The organism is Bacillus sp. FSL K6-2861, assembly GCF_038630725.1.
GTDB lineage: Bacteria > Bacillota > Bacilli > Bacillales > Bacillaceae > Bacillus > Bacillus velezensis.
On record NZ_CP152037.1, the window covers coordinates 4,041,968 to 4,058,277 of the forward strand.

19 protein-coding genes are annotated in these 16,310 nt (G+C 48.1%); 3 read left to right on the forward strand and 16 right to left on the reverse strand.

What is annotated here, in order from left to right:
• Window positions 1-35: 35 nt before the first annotated feature.
• From NYE62_RS20045 to NYE62_RS20060, 4 genes are all read right to left on the reverse strand, one after another.
• Entirely contained in the window at window positions 36-977 is a 942-nt protein-coding gene (locus NYE62_RS20045; protein ID WP_094032035.1) for a sugar-binding transcriptional regulator, read from the reverse strand.
• Between the two features lie 70 nt (window positions 978-1,047).
• A complete protein-coding gene (gene yidA, locus NYE62_RS20050) occupies window positions 1,048-1,860 on the reverse strand; it encodes a sugar-phosphatase (protein ID WP_094032036.1) in 813 nt (270 codons plus the stop codon).
• Between the two features lie 68 nt (window positions 1,861-1,928).
• Window positions 1,929-2,453, reverse strand: a complete 525-nt coding sequence (locus tag NYE62_RS20055) for a hypothetical protein (RefSeq protein WP_342497151.1) — start codon at window positions 2,451-2,453, stop codon at window positions 1,929-1,931.
• Complete coding sequence (locus NYE62_RS20060) at window positions 2,443-2,862, reverse strand: DUF3255 family protein (RefSeq protein ID WP_094032038.1); 420 nt, start codon at window positions 2,860-2,862, stop codon at window positions 2,443-2,445. Before NYE62_RS20060 ends, NYE62_RS20055 begins: the two co-directional genes overlap by 11 nt.
• A gap of 110 nt (window positions 2,863-2,972) precedes the next feature.
• Here NYE62_RS20060 and NYE62_RS20065 point away from each other — a divergent pair, with 110 nt between their 5' ends.
• Together NYE62_RS20065 and NYE62_RS20070 are read left to right on the forward strand one after the other, a co-directional pair.
• Window positions 2,973-3,359, forward strand: coding sequence for a hypothetical protein (locus NYE62_RS20065; protein WP_007407822.1), 387 nt, complete (start codon window positions 2,973-2,975; stop codon window positions 3,357-3,359).
• Window positions 3,360-3,519: 160 nt separating this feature from the next.
• On the forward strand, window positions 3,520-3,882 hold the full coding sequence (locus tag NYE62_RS20070) for a hypothetical protein (RefSeq protein WP_007407823.1): 363 nt from the start codon (window positions 3,520-3,522) through the stop codon (window positions 3,880-3,882).
• 50 nt (window positions 3,883-3,932) lie between these two features.
• Here the strand turns inward: NYE62_RS20070 and NYE62_RS20075 are convergent, their stop codons facing one another.
• Window positions 3,933-4,325, reverse strand: coding sequence for a hypothetical protein (locus tag NYE62_RS20075; RefSeq protein WP_007407824.1), 393 nt, complete (start codon window positions 4,323-4,325; stop codon window positions 3,933-3,935).
• Between the two features lie 129 nt (window positions 4,326-4,454).
• Here NYE62_RS20075 and NYE62_RS20080 point away from each other — a divergent pair, with 129 nt between their 5' ends.
• Entirely contained in the window at window positions 4,455-5,417 is a 963-nt protein-coding gene (locus tag NYE62_RS20080) for an iron-hydroxamate ABC transporter substrate-binding protein (protein ID WP_342497152.1), read from the forward strand.
• A 40-nt stretch (window positions 5,418-5,457) separates the two neighbouring features.
• Here the strand turns inward: NYE62_RS20080 and NYE62_RS20085 are convergent, their stop codons facing one another.
• The 11 genes from NYE62_RS20085 to iolE form a co-directional block, all read right to left on the reverse strand.
• Window positions 5,458-5,805, reverse strand: a complete 348-nt coding sequence (locus tag NYE62_RS20085; RefSeq protein ID WP_094032042.1) for a YxeA family protein — start codon at window positions 5,803-5,805, stop codon at window positions 5,458-5,460.
• Window positions 5,806-5,818: 13 nt separating this feature from the next.
• A complete protein-coding gene (gene yxdM / locus NYE62_RS20090; RefSeq protein WP_094032043.1) occupies window positions 5,819-7,687 on the reverse strand; it encodes an ABC transporter permease YxdM in 1,869 nt (622 codons plus the stop codon).
• Window positions 7,662-8,435, reverse strand: a complete 774-nt coding sequence (gene yxdL / locus NYE62_RS20095; RefSeq protein ID WP_007614823.1) for an ABC transporter ATP-binding protein YxdL — start codon at window positions 8,433-8,435, stop codon at window positions 7,662-7,664. The genes yxdM and yxdL overlap by 26 nt, the downstream gene beginning before the upstream one ends.
• A gap of 144 nt (window positions 8,436-8,579) precedes the next feature.
• Complete coding sequence (gene yxdK / locus NYE62_RS20100; protein ID WP_144664761.1) at window positions 8,580-9,557, reverse strand: two-component system sensor histidine kinase YxdK; 978 nt, start codon at window positions 9,555-9,557, stop codon at window positions 8,580-8,582.
• Window positions 9,554-10,243: a two-component system response regulator YxdJ gene (gene yxdJ / locus NYE62_RS20105; protein WP_044802357.1), complete on the reverse strand. Its 690-nt coding sequence runs from the start codon at window positions 10,241-10,243 to the stop codon at window positions 9,554-9,556. Before yxdJ ends, yxdK begins: the two co-directional genes overlap by 4 nt.
• A 106-nt stretch (window positions 10,244-10,349) precedes the next feature.
• Complete coding sequence (iolJ, locus tag NYE62_RS20110) at window positions 10,350-11,222, reverse strand: 6-phospho-5-dehydro-2-deoxy-D-gluconate aldolase (RefSeq protein ID WP_242750494.1); 873 nt, start codon at window positions 11,220-11,222, stop codon at window positions 10,350-10,352.
• Window positions 11,223-11,224: 2 nt separating this feature from the next.
• Window positions 11,225-12,067: a 2-keto-myo-inositol isomerase gene (iolI, locus tag NYE62_RS20115; RefSeq protein ID WP_012118841.1), complete on the reverse strand. Its 843-nt coding sequence runs from the start codon at window positions 12,065-12,067 to the stop codon at window positions 11,225-11,227.
• A gap of 87 nt (window positions 12,068-12,154) precedes the next feature.
• Window positions 12,155-13,024: a sugar phosphate isomerase/epimerase gene (locus NYE62_RS20120; RefSeq protein WP_144664763.1), complete on the reverse strand. Its 870-nt coding sequence runs from the start codon at window positions 13,022-13,024 to the stop codon at window positions 12,155-12,157.
• 19 nt (window positions 13,025-13,043) lie between these two features.
• Window positions 13,044-14,078, reverse strand: coding sequence for a Gfo/Idh/MocA family oxidoreductase (locus NYE62_RS20125; RefSeq protein WP_122504289.1), 1,035 nt, complete (start codon window positions 14,076-14,078; stop codon window positions 13,044-13,046).
• Window positions 14,079-14,100: 22 nt separating this feature from the next.
• Entirely contained in the window at window positions 14,101-15,396 is a 1,296-nt protein-coding gene (locus tag NYE62_RS20130) for an MFS transporter (protein ID WP_039063850.1), read from the reverse strand.
• Window positions 15,397-15,408: 12 nt separating this feature from the next.
• On the reverse strand, window positions 15,409-16,305 hold the full coding sequence (gene iolE, locus NYE62_RS20135; RefSeq protein WP_064108010.1) for a myo-inosose-2 dehydratase: 897 nt from the start codon (window positions 16,303-16,305) through the stop codon (window positions 15,409-15,411).
• Window positions 16,306-16,310: the final 5 nt, after the last annotated feature.

Here is a 16,310-nt window from a genome sequence, read left to right on the forward strand (position 1 = left end):
TGTAAATTGGTAATTGAAATTATGTTCAAGAATTGTCACAATTCTTGAATGAGTTTTTTGGCCGTATGCTGATCAGTAATCAAAACGTTGGCGTACTTTCCTTTCAGGGCACCGTGAATGGCCTTGCATTTTCTGCTGCCGCCCGCCACCAGAATCGAACGCTCTTTCATTTTCAAGTCGCTGAGCTCGACTCCGATCGTCCTGCCGTTAATGCTGCTGCTGCAAATCCTGCCTTCCTCGTCAAAAAAGCGTGAACAAATATCGCCGACTCCGCGTGCTTTCAGCAATTGTTTCTCTTCTTCCCGGAAATAGCCGAGTCTGAAAAGCAGCGCCTCATCCCGGACGGTTCCGACCGTAAACAGGGCGATATTGGCTTGTCTGCCCATTTCAATGATCCGCTTAATATGTCTGTCCCGCTCGACCATCTGTTTCACATCGGCGCTGTCAAATATAACCGGCAGCGGCAAATACCTCGGCATCGTCTGAAATGCTTCGGCGAACAGCTGAATCGTTTCTGACGAATACGTATTGACATTGGAATGACTGATGCCGCCTTTCAGCTGCACGACTTCAACGCTCTTTACCTGCTTCGGCTCCATGCGGCTTGCGATCTGGTACATCGTCGTCCCCCAGCTTACGCCGAGTATATCGCCGTCCTTTACGGTTTTATGCATATAGTCTGCGCCATAGCGGCTTAAGTAATGTGTAATGGCCTGGTAATCGTCACTTGGAGAAAAGACGACGTGCGCCTCAAGCAGCCCGTATTTTTCTTCCAGCTTCGCGCCGAGATCGTCCAGATCCTCAAACGGGTCCATGACGCGAATTTGAACATACCCTTTTTCCTTTGCGTACTGAAGCAGCCTTGAAACGGTGGGGCGTGACAGATTAAGCCGTTCGGCGATCTGCTGCTGGCTGTAATCTGATTGATAATATAGTTTTGCCGCTTCTATGCTGAGCTGCTGTTTTTCACGATCCATGTCGCGCCTCCCCTCTCCGCTTATCATATCACCAAAACACGCGGTAAAAAAGCACCCTCTGATGGGGTGCCTATTTTTTCAGCACAAGCTCCTGAATCGCATGCGCCACGCCGTGTTCGTTATTTGATTTCGTTTCAAAATCAGCAATCTCCCTTACTTCCGGGATGGCATTGGCCATTGCCACACCGCAGCCGGCCCACTGAATCATGGACATGTCGTTGCCGTTATCGCCGATTGCCATGACGTCTTTCTGTTCAATGCCGAGTTTTTCGGCCAGCAGCTTGACCGCGTTTCCTTTACTGACTTTCGGGTGAAGAATCTCATGGAAGAATGGCGCGCTTTTGACCATTGTGTATGTTTCCCTGAATGATTCCGGAATGGAAGCGACCGCTTTCTCCAGCTTGTCCGGATCGTCAATGAACATGACTTTCGGAATCAGAATATCCTTCGGCACTTCATCGATCGTGCGGAAATGAAGCGGCACTTTCGTAATGTATGATTCGTATACCGTGTATTCACTGATATCCCGGTTCGGCGTGTACAGATTGGCTGTGTCAAAGTAATGCATCGGAGTATCCAGCTGTAAGCTCAGCTCGTAAAGCGACTTCAAATCTTCAAAGCCTAATGACTGCTCGGCCACGACACCGTTTGTATACGTATTTTGGACGAGTGCGCCGTTATAGGCAATCACAAAGTCGCCTTCTTCCTGTAAGTTCAGCTCTTCCAAATACCGACGCACGCCGCCGATCGGCCGGCCCGTGCACAGGACGATATTGACCCCTTCCGCTTTGGCGGCATCAAGCGCCCCGCGGACTTCAGCCGTCACTTCATGATGATCGTTTAGTAGTGTTCCGTCCATATCTATTGCGATTAACTTGTACATCCTGCATCTCCTTTGTATCCTTTTCTTCTTATGCTTTCATCATATCGTTTTTTCGTTTCAATGAAAAATCAAACGGACAAGTTTCTCCGCCTTCTCTTCGTATACCGGACCTGCCTCCGGATGCGGGGCCGTCTTTTCCCCTTGTCAGCTTGTTCGCCGCCGTCATCTGTTTTCTGCTTCAAGAGCATCAGCCCCGCCGCAAAGAAAGGGACGGCCGCTATGTCCAGAAGGGCAAGCTTTATTCCCATCGCTGCGGGAAAGTATGCCCATAATGAACGGCTGTTCCGCCTGATCATGGTATAAGAAACGATTTCCAGCAGGATAAACAGAGCGTTCACCCACAAGTAAATGAGCATTGCCGCAAACAGAAACAGCAGGAGCGTATTCCGCAGCGTGCCGGAAAACAGAAGAGCGCGCATCATATCAAAGAATGAAAAAGACTGCATGCTTCCGTTGACGACATTGGGATTGTAAATGGTAAAACGCCCGAACTGATCAAAAAGCATAAAAAATAACCATAACAGTGAAAACCATTGAATGATATGTACGATGACACCCGTCAAAACGAGTCTGTCGGCAGCCTTATTTCTCATGTGCATCCTCCCCGCCGGTTTTTATTCTTGTCATTGTTTTTGTTTCTCCGTATATCTTCCAAATGAGCGTACCGTTTTTTCCTCTTTTCAACGTGCTTTTGACGGGGTGCGGATGGCCGAGGTATTCAATCTCGATCGTCCCGTCCGTGTTCTGAGAGATCACCTTGTACACATCTGAGGGCATGGCAACCTCGCCGCGGCCTTGAATGACCTGCTTTGTCAGCACGCTGTCTTTCGTAAACGTGACGGTTTCAGATCTGACCCCGTCCATCGGGCCCGGTTTCAGCCCTGCATCCCATGTCCCGTAATAAAAAGGGATATCGTCTGCTTTCTTTTGCGAGCAGCCTGTTATCATGACGCATCCGAAAACAAGAACCGTCATGATGAAAATCCGTATGTTCCGCAACATGATCACCTTCCTTTGAAGCTTTTTTACGCCTGTAACTTAGGCGGATGCCGTGGCACTGTGCAATTGACTACATAGTGTATAAAGACTTCACTAGATAAGGAGAATGATGAATGAACCCATATCAGTACTACACCCCGCCTGCCTATTTCCCTCAGCAGCAGGAATACGAAGTGAACCGCGTTGAGTATGAGCCGTATCAGCAGCAGGAAAGCTATTATTATGCGCCCCCTCAGTCCGAAGAGCGGCAGCCGACAGGTTTAGAACGGAGAGTCGCCCAGCTTGAAAGACAAAACGCCGAGCAAACGAGAGAGCTCACCCGCCTCTCACAAGAAGACCAGCGCCAAAACCGGGAAATCACGCGTATGAATGAGCAGATCAGACGGCTGAGCCAGTCCATTGAAATCCATACCCGCCGCTTAAACCGTTTGAATCAGCGCCTGCGCGCAGTCGAAAACAGACTCAATATTCCTTTTCACGCTACAGAAGGCGGCTTCTGAGAAAAAGGGCCGGAATACAAAGCTCAACAGGCCATCCCGAGCCTTGTATTCCGCTCTGTACATAACAGGTAAATATTTGAATCCTCTTCTTCCATGAATGCCTCTCCTATTCTTTCACATGATAAATGTGTAAAATCAATCACTCCAGGAGGTCTTCATGATGTATCAAAACCAATACAGCGGAAATCAGCTGCAGCAATGCCGCCAAACAGCACAGCAGCTTATTCAGCAGACACAGCAAAGCAGTCAGCAGTACAAGCAAATGCTTCAGCAGGAACAGCAAAACATTCAAATGCTTCAGCAGATGCTTAACCATGAACAGCATGCCGTTCATACCATTCAGCAAGCGCTGCAGGGGCATGAAGCGGCCATTCAGAAATGCCAGCAAATCGTGAATGTGTGCAATCAGCTTCAGCAGGAAGTAAGCGGACACATGCCTGCACCGATGGCAAACGCTAATGTTTCTTCATTCCCGCAAACACAGCATCACACACCGTTTCAGCAGCATTCATACCAGCAATAGGCCGGTCATGCAAATGACAAAGCGCGAGATACCGGCTTTGTCATTTGTTTTTATCTCTGTTTTGTCAGATCAATGCGATGAGCGGGTTTTCCGCCGAATTTTGCTTCAGCCTCATGCCTTACCGCTTCAAACGCTCTTGCTTCGACGTTTTGTTTAAACACATCAAGCTGTATCAAATAAGCCGCCCGCACTTTCAGCCCGTGGATGATGGAGATGACCCATAAAGGCAGCACGATATACACGCCCGGCGTGCTCGGCAGCACAAAAGCAATTGCTAAAATAATAAAATAGATAAGTCCGTATTTCAGCCATTTTTTGTTCTTAGCCCGGTAGCCGATATAGAAAAAGGCCAAGAAAGCGGTCAGCGCAAACGGCGCGAAAGTCAGCAGCAGCCACCAGCTGTGCAGCACTTCCCACCAAGTTCCTCTTTTCGTAATCAACATTCATTCCTCCTCCTTTACTACTATAACATGGATAATCAAGGAAGGTTTTCTATAAAAAACATAGACGGAATGACGTCTTCCTGCTATATTAATAATGATAATCATTATCACTGAAATAGGGGGATCATTATGAAGAAACAATCATGGCTGATCGGCCTGGCACTTCTGCTTGTTTTCGCATTAAGCGCTTGCAGCGGCGCGAAGGAAAACAACGGATCGGCATCAGGCAAAGGAAAGACAGACATGCGTACATATGAATCAACAAAAGGGAATATTGACATACCCGCACATCCGAAGCGGATCGTCACTGACTTTTATGCAGGTGAGCTGCTGTCCGTTGACGCAAATGTCGTGGGGGCGGGCTCATGGACTTTCAAAAATCCGTTTATCAAAAAACAGCTGAAAAACATTACTGACATCGGCAATCCCGTCAATGTGGAGAAAGTGATGCAGCTGAAGCCTGATTTAATCGTGCTGATGAAGGATGACCAATACGAGAAACTATCAAAAATCGCGCCGACGATTGTCATTCCTTTTAACACCGCAAAGAATACGAAAGATACGGTCAGCCTATTCGGCGACATTGCCGGGGCGAAGGATAAAGTCAAAAGCTTTATGGCAGACTTCAACAAAAAAGCCGAAGCCAATCAAAAGCGCCTCAAAAACGTGATCGGCAAAGACGAGACAGTCGGCCTTTATGAAACGACGGATAAAGGCGAAATCTGGATTTTCAATGACAATTCCGGCCGCGGCGGCCAAGCCGTTTATAACGCGCTCGGATTGAAAGCGCCGGCCAAAATTGAAAAAGACATCATGAAAACGGGCGCCATGAAACAGGTTTCCCAAGAGGTCATCCCTCAATATGCGGCTGATTATATGTTCATTACCGATTACAATCCGAATGGAGAAAGCAAAACATTTGAGCGTCTGAAAGATTCATCCGTTTGGAAAAATCTCGATGCCGTAAAAAACAATCGTGTCTTTATCAACGATTTCAACACTTTCTATCCTTATGACCCGATTGCCGTCAGCAAACAGATGGATATCATCACCGACATGCTGATCAAACGGGCTGAAGAAAATAAAAAATAAAAAAAGCGGCACAGTCATGACACTGTGCCGTTTTTCCTGTTCACTTTAATTTTGACTGTACGGAGCCCGGCATATCTTCAAATCTGATTTCTTCCCAGGTCTCGACATATTTTCCTTTCGCCTTCACTTTCAAATACGCGTTCTTCCGAAGATCTTTCCCGGCGAAAAAGGTCACTTCTTCTTTTTTCCCGGATGCATTATATCCGTCTAATGTATACTCAGTACCGCCCGGGCTAAGATGTTTGCCATCTCGATCAATCTGTACATAAACATCTTGCTGGTGAATAAACGGATTAAATCTGTCTGTAACATCATTATGAAAAAAGAGAAGTCCGTATATGACGGCAGCGGCCGCCAAGACGGCCAGGATTGCCAATGCTTTTTTCATCTGTGCACTCCCCTTACTTGTTCATTTTTTTCAAATAGCTTGACCGCACTGTGAGGAAGAACAGAAGCTGAAAGATGAAAAACCCTCCGATGGTCAGACTGAGCGGCCCCGCTACATCGGAATAGCCTTCCACGGCCAATGTTCTCAAGGCAAACAGCGTATGCATGACGGCAATGACGAAAGGAAAGAAAAAGAGAATCGCCAATTGTATCGTCACGCTTTGTGCCATTTCACGCTCACTCAGGCCGATTTTAGCCAGTGAACGATAGCGCTCCCGGTCCTCATCTAAATCAGTGAACAGCCTGAAATATAAGAAACTTGCTGCCGCGACAAAGAATACAATTGCGATAAACAGGCCGATAAATAAACTCAGGCTCGGCAGCTGCACCGTATCATAGTACGTCCCGGCTTTTGCCATAAAATCAGAATGCACGTCGATATAGTTGCCGTAAATCTCATTTTTCAAGGATTGGCTGATCCCAAGACTGTCTTTCCAATGATCATAGCTGTAGCCGTATAATGACGCTTTTTCACCGAGTGATTTAAGCTGATCAAAGGTTTGATCGTTCACCGCGATGACGGCATTTAATGAAATCAGCGGTTTTTCGACTTCTTTTACCGTCAGTTTTTGTTCAGACGGCTTGCCTTTTTGGTTCAGCAGCTTCAGCTGATCCGGCGCTTCGTTTTTGAAATTGCGGTCATACGTGCCCGGGAAATAGACAGCCTCATCATGTTTCAGGCCGCTCAGCTTAACATGGAAGTATGTTGACACATCCGATTCGCTGATCATGTAAACAGGCGGAACAGTATCTCCTTCCTGATAGCGGACATAGGAAACATTTATTTTGTCTTTCTTATACGTAAAGCCGTGTGTTTTCAGTTCATGGTCAATATCTTTCAAATGAGTCTTTTCTTTTGGATTATTGCTGTAAGATACATACTCCATCTCATAGGCGGACTCTTCCGCCCCGACAGTCGATTTGTACATTGCGAGCACGCCTGTCGCAGTAAACGCAACCGCAGAAATAATGCTGACGATAAAGAACAGGCGGGCGTTGTCTTTTAAACGATAAACAAGATCAGAAACCCAAATGACATTTTTCCCGCGCAGATAAAAGGTTTTCCACTTCTTCAGCGCGCGCAGAATCCAGATGCTGCTTTGGCTGAAAAAGAAATACGTGCCGATGACGGTAAGCAGTAAAATGATAAACGGTTGAGTCCCGTGGACATTGCCTTTTAAAACCATGCTGTACCCGCCGCACAGGCAGGCGATGCCGAATATAGACAGAAGCACGGACGGCTTCGGCTCCGGCTTGATCTTGTCAGTGCCCTTTATTAATTTGATCACCGTATTTGATCTGACAAAAAGGATCGTGAACTGCGATAAAAGGAAAAATAAGAGCAGGAATCCGCCGGCCGTAATGCCGAGCGCTTTCCAAGGCATGTACAGAGGCAGCGCGTCCATTTCTAAAATATAAGCGCCGACCGTAAAGAACGTTTTCGAAAAAATGAAGCCTCCGATAATCCCGGCTGCGATCGACATAACGCCGATGATCATGTTTTCCGCCGTAATGAGCTTTCTCAGCTGCCCCGGCGTAATTCCCTGCATCAGCAGGATGCCGAATTCTTTATTTCTCGATTTCAAAAATGCATTAACCGAATACAGAACAAATAAGAAAGAAAAAACAAAGATCATCCATTCCGCGGCGGTTAAGCCTTTTCTGGCGATGTTATTCAGGTAGCCTTCCTTTAAAGCCGGATGAAACAGGAACATCGCAAAGGTAAAGAAAATCAAAACGGAAAAAGCGCTGCTTAAAAAGAAGGCAAGATAGGCCCTTTTGTTTCTCGTGACGTTTTTATAAGCGAACTGAAGAAAGGTCATTTGCGTTTCCCCCCAGCATAGACAGCACATCGAGAATCTGCTCATAAAAGACTTGGCGGTTTTCCCCGCGGTAAATCTCATTAAACAGTTCGCCGTCTTTTATAAAGATGACGCGGCGGCAGTAGCTTGCCGCAACCGGATCGTGGGTCACCATCAAAGCCGTGATATGATCATCCTGGTTCAGGCTCTGCATCGTTTCCATGACGTCTTTTGACGCTTTGGAATCAAGGTTGCCCGTCGGTTCATCGGCCAGAATGAGTGACGGCTTATGAATGACCGCTCTTGCGATGGCGGCCCGCTGGCGCTGTCCGCCGGATACTTCAAACGTCCGTTTGTTGAGCAGGTCTTCGATTCCGAGCTTTGCCGCGATGCCGTGCAGTTTTTCTTCCATGACAGACGGCGCTTCTTTTTCAAGCGTTAACGGCAGCATGATATTTTCACCGATTGTCAGTGTGTCCAGAAGGTTGAAATCCTGAAACACAAATCCGAGCTGCTTGCGGCGGAAATGAGCGAGCTTTGTCCGCTTCAGGCGATGCGGGTTTTCTCCGTGAATCAGGATATCGCCTGAATCCGGACGGTCGATCGTTGAAATGATATTCAAAAGCGTTGTTTTTCCGGACCCGGACGGCCCCATCACCGCCGTAAACCCGCCTTCTTCTATTGAAAATGAAATTTGCTTCAAAGCTTGATAGGACACTTGTCCTTTATAGGTTTTATTTATATGTTTGACTTCAAGCATATTCGCCATGAAAATCCTCCTTATGGTTTTATTCTTGTTGATCTGGACTGCTTTCATGTAGTGCCGGGGCGTTCAGCATAAAAAATCCCCTTGACATAAATCCATGTTATCAAGGGGAAACAGAATGAGCTATGTTGTTTTCTTAACGCAGTCTTACATTTTTGTAAGAAATGAAAATCGGACCGATGTCCCTTCACCCGGGGACGAGCTGATGTCCACCGTATGATTGAGCTTGCCCGTAATTTCTTTGACGAGATGGAGGCCGATTCCCGTAGATTCTTGGAAACGCCGCCCGTTTTCGCCGGTGTAATAAGGGTCAAACACCCGCTTGATATCTTGCGAGGGAATCCCGACACCGTAATCTTTGACTTCAAGCACCGTCCTGTCTTCATCGCGGAAGACATTCAGCTCAAGTCTGTCACTCTTGCCCGCTGAATACTTGACCGCATTTGTGACCACTTGGCCGATCGCAAATTTGAGCCATTTTGCATCGGTGTAAATCTGATGATCATCGCGAATGTCCATTTTCGGATAGACGCGGTATTGAATAAAGAATCGTTTATAGCTTTGAATGACCGATTGGAGAAGCTCTGATAAGGAAACCGCTTCAATTTTAAAATCCCTTTCAAACAGGTCGAGCCTGGAAGAATAAAGAAGCGTCTCCAGCCCGAATTCAATCTGCCGGACTTCTTTTTTGATTTGTTCAAAAACGGGCTCATCCTCTTCTTGAATGATTAAATTAATGACCGACAGCGGCGTCTTTACTTGGTGCACCCATTGATTCATATACGTCACCCGCGCGTCGAGTTTGGCTTCGGTCTCATGGAGCTTCTGGTGCTGCAGCCGGGTCAGCTCCATCTGCTTTTCATACAGCTCTGAACAAAACACTGAAGAACCGAGATACGGGATGTCCGTCCCTTCCTGCTCCGAGCTGAGCCAATGATACACGCCGCGGTCTTTGTACCAGCGATAGGCAAGATACCCCGCCAAAATAAGAAGCTGCACGCCCAATATGTAAAACAGGTGGGAAAAAGAATGAAGACCCGCAAACCAGTAATAAAAGAAGACAAACAGCCCTTGAAGGAGAAAAAGCAGAATCAGCACGGCATGAGACCGGAGAAACAGCTTCATGACAGCGCCCTCAGCTGGTAGCCTTCGCCCCGCACCGATTCAATCGAAATAGGCGCATTCAGCTCCCGCAGTTTTTTTCTGAGCCGCGTGATATACACGTTAAGTGTATTATCATCGACGAAAATGTCTGTGTCCCACGTTTTTTCCATGAGCCGGTCTCTTCCCGTCACCTTTTCTCCCCGCTCCAGCAGCACTTCCAAAAGCTTGCTTTCTTTTTTAGAAAGCTCGCTTTTTTCGTCCTGAAAGCGCAGTTCAAACCGTTCTACAAAGAGCTGCACACCGGCATATTCAACCACTTTCTCTCCCTGCTTTGCGGCGTACTCTCCGTATGCCCTGCGGATCTGGCTTTTGATTTTCGCCAGCACAATATCGTAGGAAAACGGTTTTTCGATATAATCATCTCCGCCGTTTTCAATCGCCATCACTTGATCCATTTCCCCGCTTCTGGCTGAGATGAAAATGATCGGGCTTGTAGAATGCTGGCGGATCTGGCGGCACCAATAATAGCCGTCATAAGACGGCAGATTGATATCAAGCAGCACCACATCAGGCTTTTCCCGCAAAAAAACATCAAGAACAGCCGTGAAATCCGCGGCGGCCACTGTTTGATATCCGTATTTTTCAAGGTAATTCTGCAATAGTCCGCGAATGTCTTCACTATCTTCCACAATCATGATTTTATTCAAACTGAACCACTCCCGTTTCTTACACTGCTGCCATCATCATAATCGTTTCGGGCGTACGGGCGCAACACCGCACAAAAAAACCGCCATCTTGGCGGTTCTGTTCCCATCAGCCGACCTGCTGTTTTATGGCTTTACCGGCTGATCCGAACTCTCTCATTTTGCTTCGCACCGTCTCTTCCACGGCTTCAATGCCGGGTGTCATGTAGCCGCGCGGTTCGTACAGATCGCCGTTTTCCTGAAACATGCGGCGTGTTTCGTCTGTCCAGGCTACCATACATTCCGTGTTGATATTGATCTTCGCGTGGCCGAGCGTGATGGCTTTTTTGACCTGATCCTGCGGAATCCCGGATGCTCCGTGAAGAACGAGAGGAATATCAGTCATGCGGGAGATAGCCTCCATTTCTTTAAATCCGAGATTCGGCTCGCCCTGATATTTGCCGTGGACGGAGCCGAGGGCGGCGGCCAGCGCATCGATATTGGTTTCTTTGACGATCCGCTCACATTCGGCGATATCGGCATAGCGGACCCCGCCGACCAGCCCGTCTTCCATGCCGCCGACCGTGCCGACTTCTGCTTCTACTGAGACGCCGTGCTTTGCGGCATAGTCGGCGACTTCTTTTGTCATCGCGATGTTCTCATCAATCGGGTGATGGGAGCCGTCAATCATCACTGAGCTGAATCCGGCGTCAATGGCCTGTCTGCAGCGTTCCGCACTGCTTCCGTGATCAAGATGGAGCACGACGGGAACGGTAATCGCCATTTCTTCCATTAACGCGCCGACCATGGCGGAAATCGTTTTAAATCCGCCTAAATAGTCGACCAGACGATCGGAAGCCGCGGCGATGACCGGCGATTGCTCCTTTTGCGCCGCCTGCAGAATCGCCTTCGTCCATTGGAGGCCGTTGATATTAAATTGGCCGACTGCATAATGCTCCCGTTTCGCTTCTGCAAGAAGATGTTTCATGGTGACAAAAGCCATGTTCACGCCTCCTTCATGAAGTATTTTGATACGACGGCTTCCGTTGTTTCCTTTGCCGTTTTGATCGTTTCCTCCGCAGTCAGCTTATAATATTCAGGTCTGAACAGCTCTACGGAGACAACATCATTGAATCCGATTTCTTTTAACGCTGATAGATGGGCGTCTAAGTCAATCGCACCCTGACCAGGCCAGACGCGGTCTTCATCCGTTAAAAAGCCGATCGGGAAGTCTTCTGTATCGTCGATATGATAGATGAAAATTTTCTTTCCGTCCGCCTGCTTCAAACTCTCAATATTGGAGCCCATCGCGTGGAAATGGAAGCTGTCAAACACCAGTCCGACATTATCGCGGCCGACAGCGTTCACGATGTCATACGCCTGTTCAAATGTATTGACCGTACATTGCGGGTGGCCGACAAATTCAAGGGCAATGTTTACGCCGTACGGCTCCGCGATGTCCGAAAGCTCAGTCAGCACCTCTGCGCTGCTCTTTTTGATCTCTTCTTTCAAGATTTTCCGCTCTGTCACAAGCGGCACGGCCACCACATATTTCACACCGAGCGTCCTGCAGGTTTCCATCATGCTTTTGAATTCCGAAATGATCTCCCTATAGCCCTTCTCATCACGGTTGTTGAAGAAAACCAGTGCGTTCAGGGCAAGCGGTTTAATGTGATGGGTTCGAAAATATTCCGCCAGATCGGCCAGTGAATGGTCTTTTAAGTATTCCGGCAGCTTATCCATTGTGCGGATTTCAATATAATCATAGCCGTGCTTTTCGCACAGTTCTAAATCCTGTTTCAGGTTTGAATTCTCCAGCGTAGTCGCTTCATTAAAGCAAAGTTTCATGTCAGCCTCTCCCATCCGCGTTTTCGATATGAAGGGAGTCCGGCTGAAGGGCTTTTTTGCCCCGTTCCGCCGAACTCCATACTCAGCTTATGCCATACCCAGTTCTTCCTTTAATTTCTTAAGCGTGGTCCGGCTTGATTCATCCGCTCTTTCGCCGACCCAAGCAAAAACAGCGTTCGTCGCAATTCCGTCGAATTTCATCTCTCTCATCTTTCTGAAAATCGTCTCAAAATCGACCTCGCCTTGCCCGATGTCCAAATGCTGGTGAACCGTTACTTTCGCATCAGGCGGATTGACGATGTAACGCAGGCCATGCGCCGCTTTATGATTAAAAGTATCTGCAAATAAAACATGTGTGAGGCGGTCGGCGGCTTCATCAAACATAGTCGCAATATCGCCTTTTCCGTCATCATAGAAGAACGTATGCGCAGTCGAGTAGACAAGATTGATCCAATCCTTGTCAAGCGCGCGGATCATATCCATCGCGCCTTTGTGCGTTTCGATAAAATCATACGGGTGAGCCTGAAGATTGAGTTTAACGCCTTCTTTTTCAAAGACGGGCAGCAGCTCATCCATGGATTTGATGAATTTTTCTTCACTTGTCAAAGGATCATATTTTGAACCGCTGAATTCACTGTTCATCAAATCCACTTCAAGTTCAACCGCAATTTCGATCGCCCGTTTCCAGTTGCGCACGGCGGCCTGACGACGGTCTTCATCAGGACCCGCCCAGTGGTAAAGCGGAAGAAGAGAGGACAGCTTCACACCTGTATCCTTTAAAAGGCGCTTCAATTGTTTGATTTTTGCTGAATCGACTTTCGGATATTTATAGAAAGGACAAAAATCCTCGCGCGGAGACAGTTCGATATATTCGTATCCGAGTTCCGCCGTTTTATAGACCATTTCTTCTAACGTTAAATCATCGCGGTACATGGATGGATCTAAGGCCAGTTTCATTTCTTTCACTCCCGATCTATTATTTGTTCACAGTCGTAAATGATTGGTAGAATGCCGGTTTCTCTTGCAGCGCCACAGGCTCTTTCTGCCCGGATTCCTGAGCTTTTACGCACGCGTCAGTTGTCACCGCGGCTATATAACCGTCCCATGCCGTCGGACCGCTGACTTCGCCTTTATTCCGGATCGAATCAATGAAGTCCTGAATTTCCACATCATACGCAGCCACAAATCGGCGCTGCCAGTCCATCAGGATATCGGTGCTGAATTTCCCTTCTTTTCTCAAGCTGATGCTTGATGGTTCCGGAAGCTTGATAACGCCGTCTTCCCCGACGATTTCACATTGAATGTCGTAGCCGTATTTACAGTTCACGTAGATTTCGGCATTGATGACGATGCCGCCTTTTGTTTCGATGATGACCATCTGCGGATCTTTCAGATGCGGCAGCGCATTTTTTGATTTTTTCGGATAGATGACCTGTACGAATTCATAGTCGTCATTGACGAGCCAGTGGAGGACATCAATTTCATGAACGAGCGTATCGACGACGGCCATGTCTGTTGAATAATTCGATGCGACTGTCGGGTTGCGGTGCGCACAGTGAATCATCAGCGGCTCGCCGACCACGCGGTTGTCAATCGCTTCTTTCAGCTGAACGTAACCGCTGTCATATCTGCGCATGAAACCTACCTGCACCAATCGTTTTCCCGTCTTCATTTCTTCCTCGACAATGCGCATACAGCCTTCTGCCGTTGTCGCAAGCGGCTTTTCACAAAACACGTGCTTGCCGTGCTGAATCGCTTTCAAAACGCTGGACTCGTGAGCCGGGCCCCAGCTTGTCACTAAGACGGCATCCACATTTTCAGCAGCGAGGAGGCTGTCGTCATCAGGATAAACGGAGGCGTTCAAATTGAAATCCTGAACGGTCTGCTGCGCGGCCTCCTGATTCACATCTGTGACAGCGGTAATTTCCGCTCCGGACAGCTTATTTGTGATGCGGTTGATGTGCTCTTTTCCGATAGCACCGGTTCCGATAACACCTATACGTAAATTCATTGATCGCCACTCCTTCTGATAATCAAATAATGGTTCTCGTCTTTCTTTTCCCGCTGCCGTCCTGAGGAGCGCCGTACAGTTCCTCCTGTATCTGTTCAAGCGACTTGCCGGACGTATTCGGCGCGAAGACAAGCCCGATGATCATACTGGCCGTCACACATATGAGCAGAATACCGGCCATAAAACCGATGCCGAATTGTGACATGATGACCGGCACAAATAAACTCCAAATTCCGATTGAAATACGGACGAGAAAGAACATGAGCCCTTGTGCTGACGCTCTGTGTTCTGTCGGGAACAGCTCGCTTGCCCACAGCTGGTAGTTCGCCTGCTGGCCGGCTCCGTTATTGATGCCGATCGCTAAAACAAACAAAAGCAGCATCGGGAGCCCCTGAAACGGCAGTAAAAACAGCGACCAGCCGACAACGGCCATACATGCGCAGATTCCAAATACCGTTTTCCGATATTTATCTGCAAAAGGCATGAAGATACAGGCGACGCCGAGCCCGGTGAAGATAAACAGGGCCATCTGCAGAATGTTGGCCGTATTTGCGGATACGCCGCCGACCTGCTGGTAGATGTACGGCATGAAGAATCCCATGACGCCCGCTGCGAGATTCCATACGAGAAACACACCCATTAAAAACAAAATGTTCTTGAAAAATTTCGGCTGAAGCAGGTCAAAATAAGATGTTTTTTTCACGGCGGCAGGCCGCTCTTCACTGTTTTTCCAGGCATCCGACTCAGGTAAACGCTTTCTTATCACATATGTGATCAGGGCAATCACCAATAGATGCGCAAAGACAATTTTATTTCCTAAAAGCCCGAGGTCACCGACCAAAACGGATAACAGCAGAACCACAACGGCTCCTGCGGCCCACGCCACCTGCGCCACTCCGCAATGCCTCGCCCGGTTTTTCTCAGGGGCGTTTTCCGCGATAATGGTCCATGAAGCTGTAATATCCGCGCCTACAGAAATCCCGATAATCATGTATCCGCATAACAGCATGGGAAAGTTAAATCCAAACAAAACCAAACAAATTCCTAAGGCGTAGACGAGCATACTGTTTGTGTATACAGCTTTTCGGCCGACCTTATCAGCCAAATACCCGCCGAGCAGCGCTCCGATGGCCGCTGATATCGCGTTTGCGCTGAAGGCGCCGAGCAATCCGATCTGGCTGTCGGACAGCTTCAAGTAGCTGACCCACATAGATAAACCCGCTGATCCTGCCACGATGGAACCCGCATCAATGTAATTTGCTAATGCTGCGGCGATGGTCCTTTTGCTGAAAGCTGATTCCGCCTTGGCACTATTCATATAAGTCCCCCTCTAATTTGCAGGATCAAGCAGTTCACTGTCGATGTACTTTCTTGCAATCAGCGCGTACTCAAGCGGATTGGCGACTGCCGGGTCTTGTTCGGCTTCGATGACGATCCAGCCTGAATAATCATGACGGACGAGCGTTCGGTATACTTCGGTAAAATCGATGCATCCGTCTCCGGGAACCGTAAAAATGCCCTGTAAAAACGACTGCCTGAATGACTTGCCTTCCTGTCTGCACCGCTCCATAATGTCAAACCGCGCGTCCTTGAAATGAACGTGTCTGATCCGATCCATATACTTGTTGAGAATCGTCATATAGTCTCCGTCCGAGATATAGGCATGGCCGGTATCATAAAGTAAATGGACATACCGCGGGTCCGTTCCATCCATCAGCCGGTCAACTTCTTCCGCCGTCTGGACGCCTGTGCCGAGATGATGATGAAACGTGAGGTCCAGCCCGTATTCGCCAGCGATTTCCCCGAGACGGTTCAAGCCTTGGCACAGCGTATCCCATTCTTCATCTGAGAAATGCGGTTTTTCCTTAAATACATCAATGTCCAAGCCCTGAACGCTGTACGTCTGTTCAGAAACGATGGCGACATCCGCTCCGACTTTCTGCAAATAATCACAGTGTTCTGTAAATTGTTCAGCCGTTTTTTCAATACCGTCATGTATGATAAAGCTGCTGAACCATTTCCCCGCAATCCGCAAGTTCCGGAGAGCCAGCTCTTTATTGAGGACGGCAGGTTCAGGGAAAAACCCTCCCACTTCCGTACCTTGAAAGCCGGCGACAACAATATCACTTAACAAATGCTGCAGCGTATTCCCGGCTCCGATTTCCGGCATATCGTCATTGCGCCACCCAATGGGAGCGATGCCCCACAGAATATCTTGTTTGCCCATCGTGA

Coding starts and splice junctions, on each gene's coding strand:
- yxdM (WP_094032043.1), bottom strand. CDS start 7,687: ATGACCTTTCTTCAGTTCGCTTATAAAAACGTCACGAGAAACAAAAGG.
- iolE (WP_064108010.1), bottom strand. CDS start 16,305: ATGGGCAAACAAGATATTCTGTGGGGCATCGCTCCCATTGGGTGGCGC.
- NYE62_RS20125 (WP_122504289.1), bottom strand. CDS start 14,078: ATGAATTTACGTATAGGTGTTATCGGAACCGGTGCTATCGGAAAAGAG.
- NYE62_RS20045 (WP_094032035.1), bottom strand. CDS start 977: ATGGATCGTGAAAAACAGCAGCTCAGCATAGAAGCGGCAAAACTATAT.
- NYE62_RS20130 (WP_039063850.1), bottom strand. CDS start 15,396: ATGAATAGTGCCAAGGCGGAATCAGCTTTCAGCAAAAGGACCATCGCC.
- yxdL (WP_007614823.1), bottom strand. CDS start 8,435: ATGGCGAATATGCTTGAAGTCAAACATATAAATAAAACCTATAAAGGA.
- NYE62_RS20070 (WP_007407823.1), top strand. CDS start 3,520: ATGTATCAAAACCAATACAGCGGAAATCAGCTGCAGCAATGCCGCCAA.
- iolJ (WP_242750494.1), bottom strand. CDS start 11,222: ATGGCTTTTGTCACCATGAAACATCTTCTTGCAGAAGCGAAACGGGAG.
- yidA (WP_094032036.1), bottom strand. CDS start 1,860: ATGTACAAGTTAATCGCAATAGATATGGACGGAACACTACTAAACGAT.
- NYE62_RS20065 (WP_007407822.1), top strand. CDS start 2,973: ATGAACCCATATCAGTACTACACCCCGCCTGCCTATTTCCCTCAGCAG.
- NYE62_RS20120 (WP_144664763.1), bottom strand. CDS start 13,024: ATGAAACTGGCCTTAGATCCATCCATGTACCGCGATGATTTAACGTTA.
- NYE62_RS20080 (WP_342497152.1), top strand. CDS start 4,455: ATGAAGAAACAATCATGGCTGATCGGCCTGGCACTTCTGCTTGTTTTC.
- yxdK (WP_144664761.1), bottom strand. CDS start 9,557: ATGAAGCTGTTTCTCCGGTCTCATGCCGTGCTGATTCTGCTTTTTCTC.
- NYE62_RS20075 (WP_007407824.1), bottom strand. CDS start 4,325: ATGTTGATTACGAAAAGAGGAACTTGGTGGGAAGTGCTGCACAGCTGG.
- NYE62_RS20055 (WP_342497151.1), bottom strand. CDS start 2,453: ATGAGAAATAAGGCTGCCGACAGACTCGTTTTGACGGGTGTCATCGTA.
- NYE62_RS20085 (WP_094032042.1), bottom strand. CDS start 5,805: ATGAAAAAAGCATTGGCAATCCTGGCCGTCTTGGCGGCCGCTGCCGTC.
- NYE62_RS20060 (WP_094032038.1), bottom strand. CDS start 2,862: ATGTTGCGGAACATACGGATTTTCATCATGACGGTTCTTGTTTTCGGA.
- iolI (WP_012118841.1), bottom strand. CDS start 12,067: ATGAAACTTTGCTTTAATGAAGCGACTACGCTGGAGAATTCAAACCTG.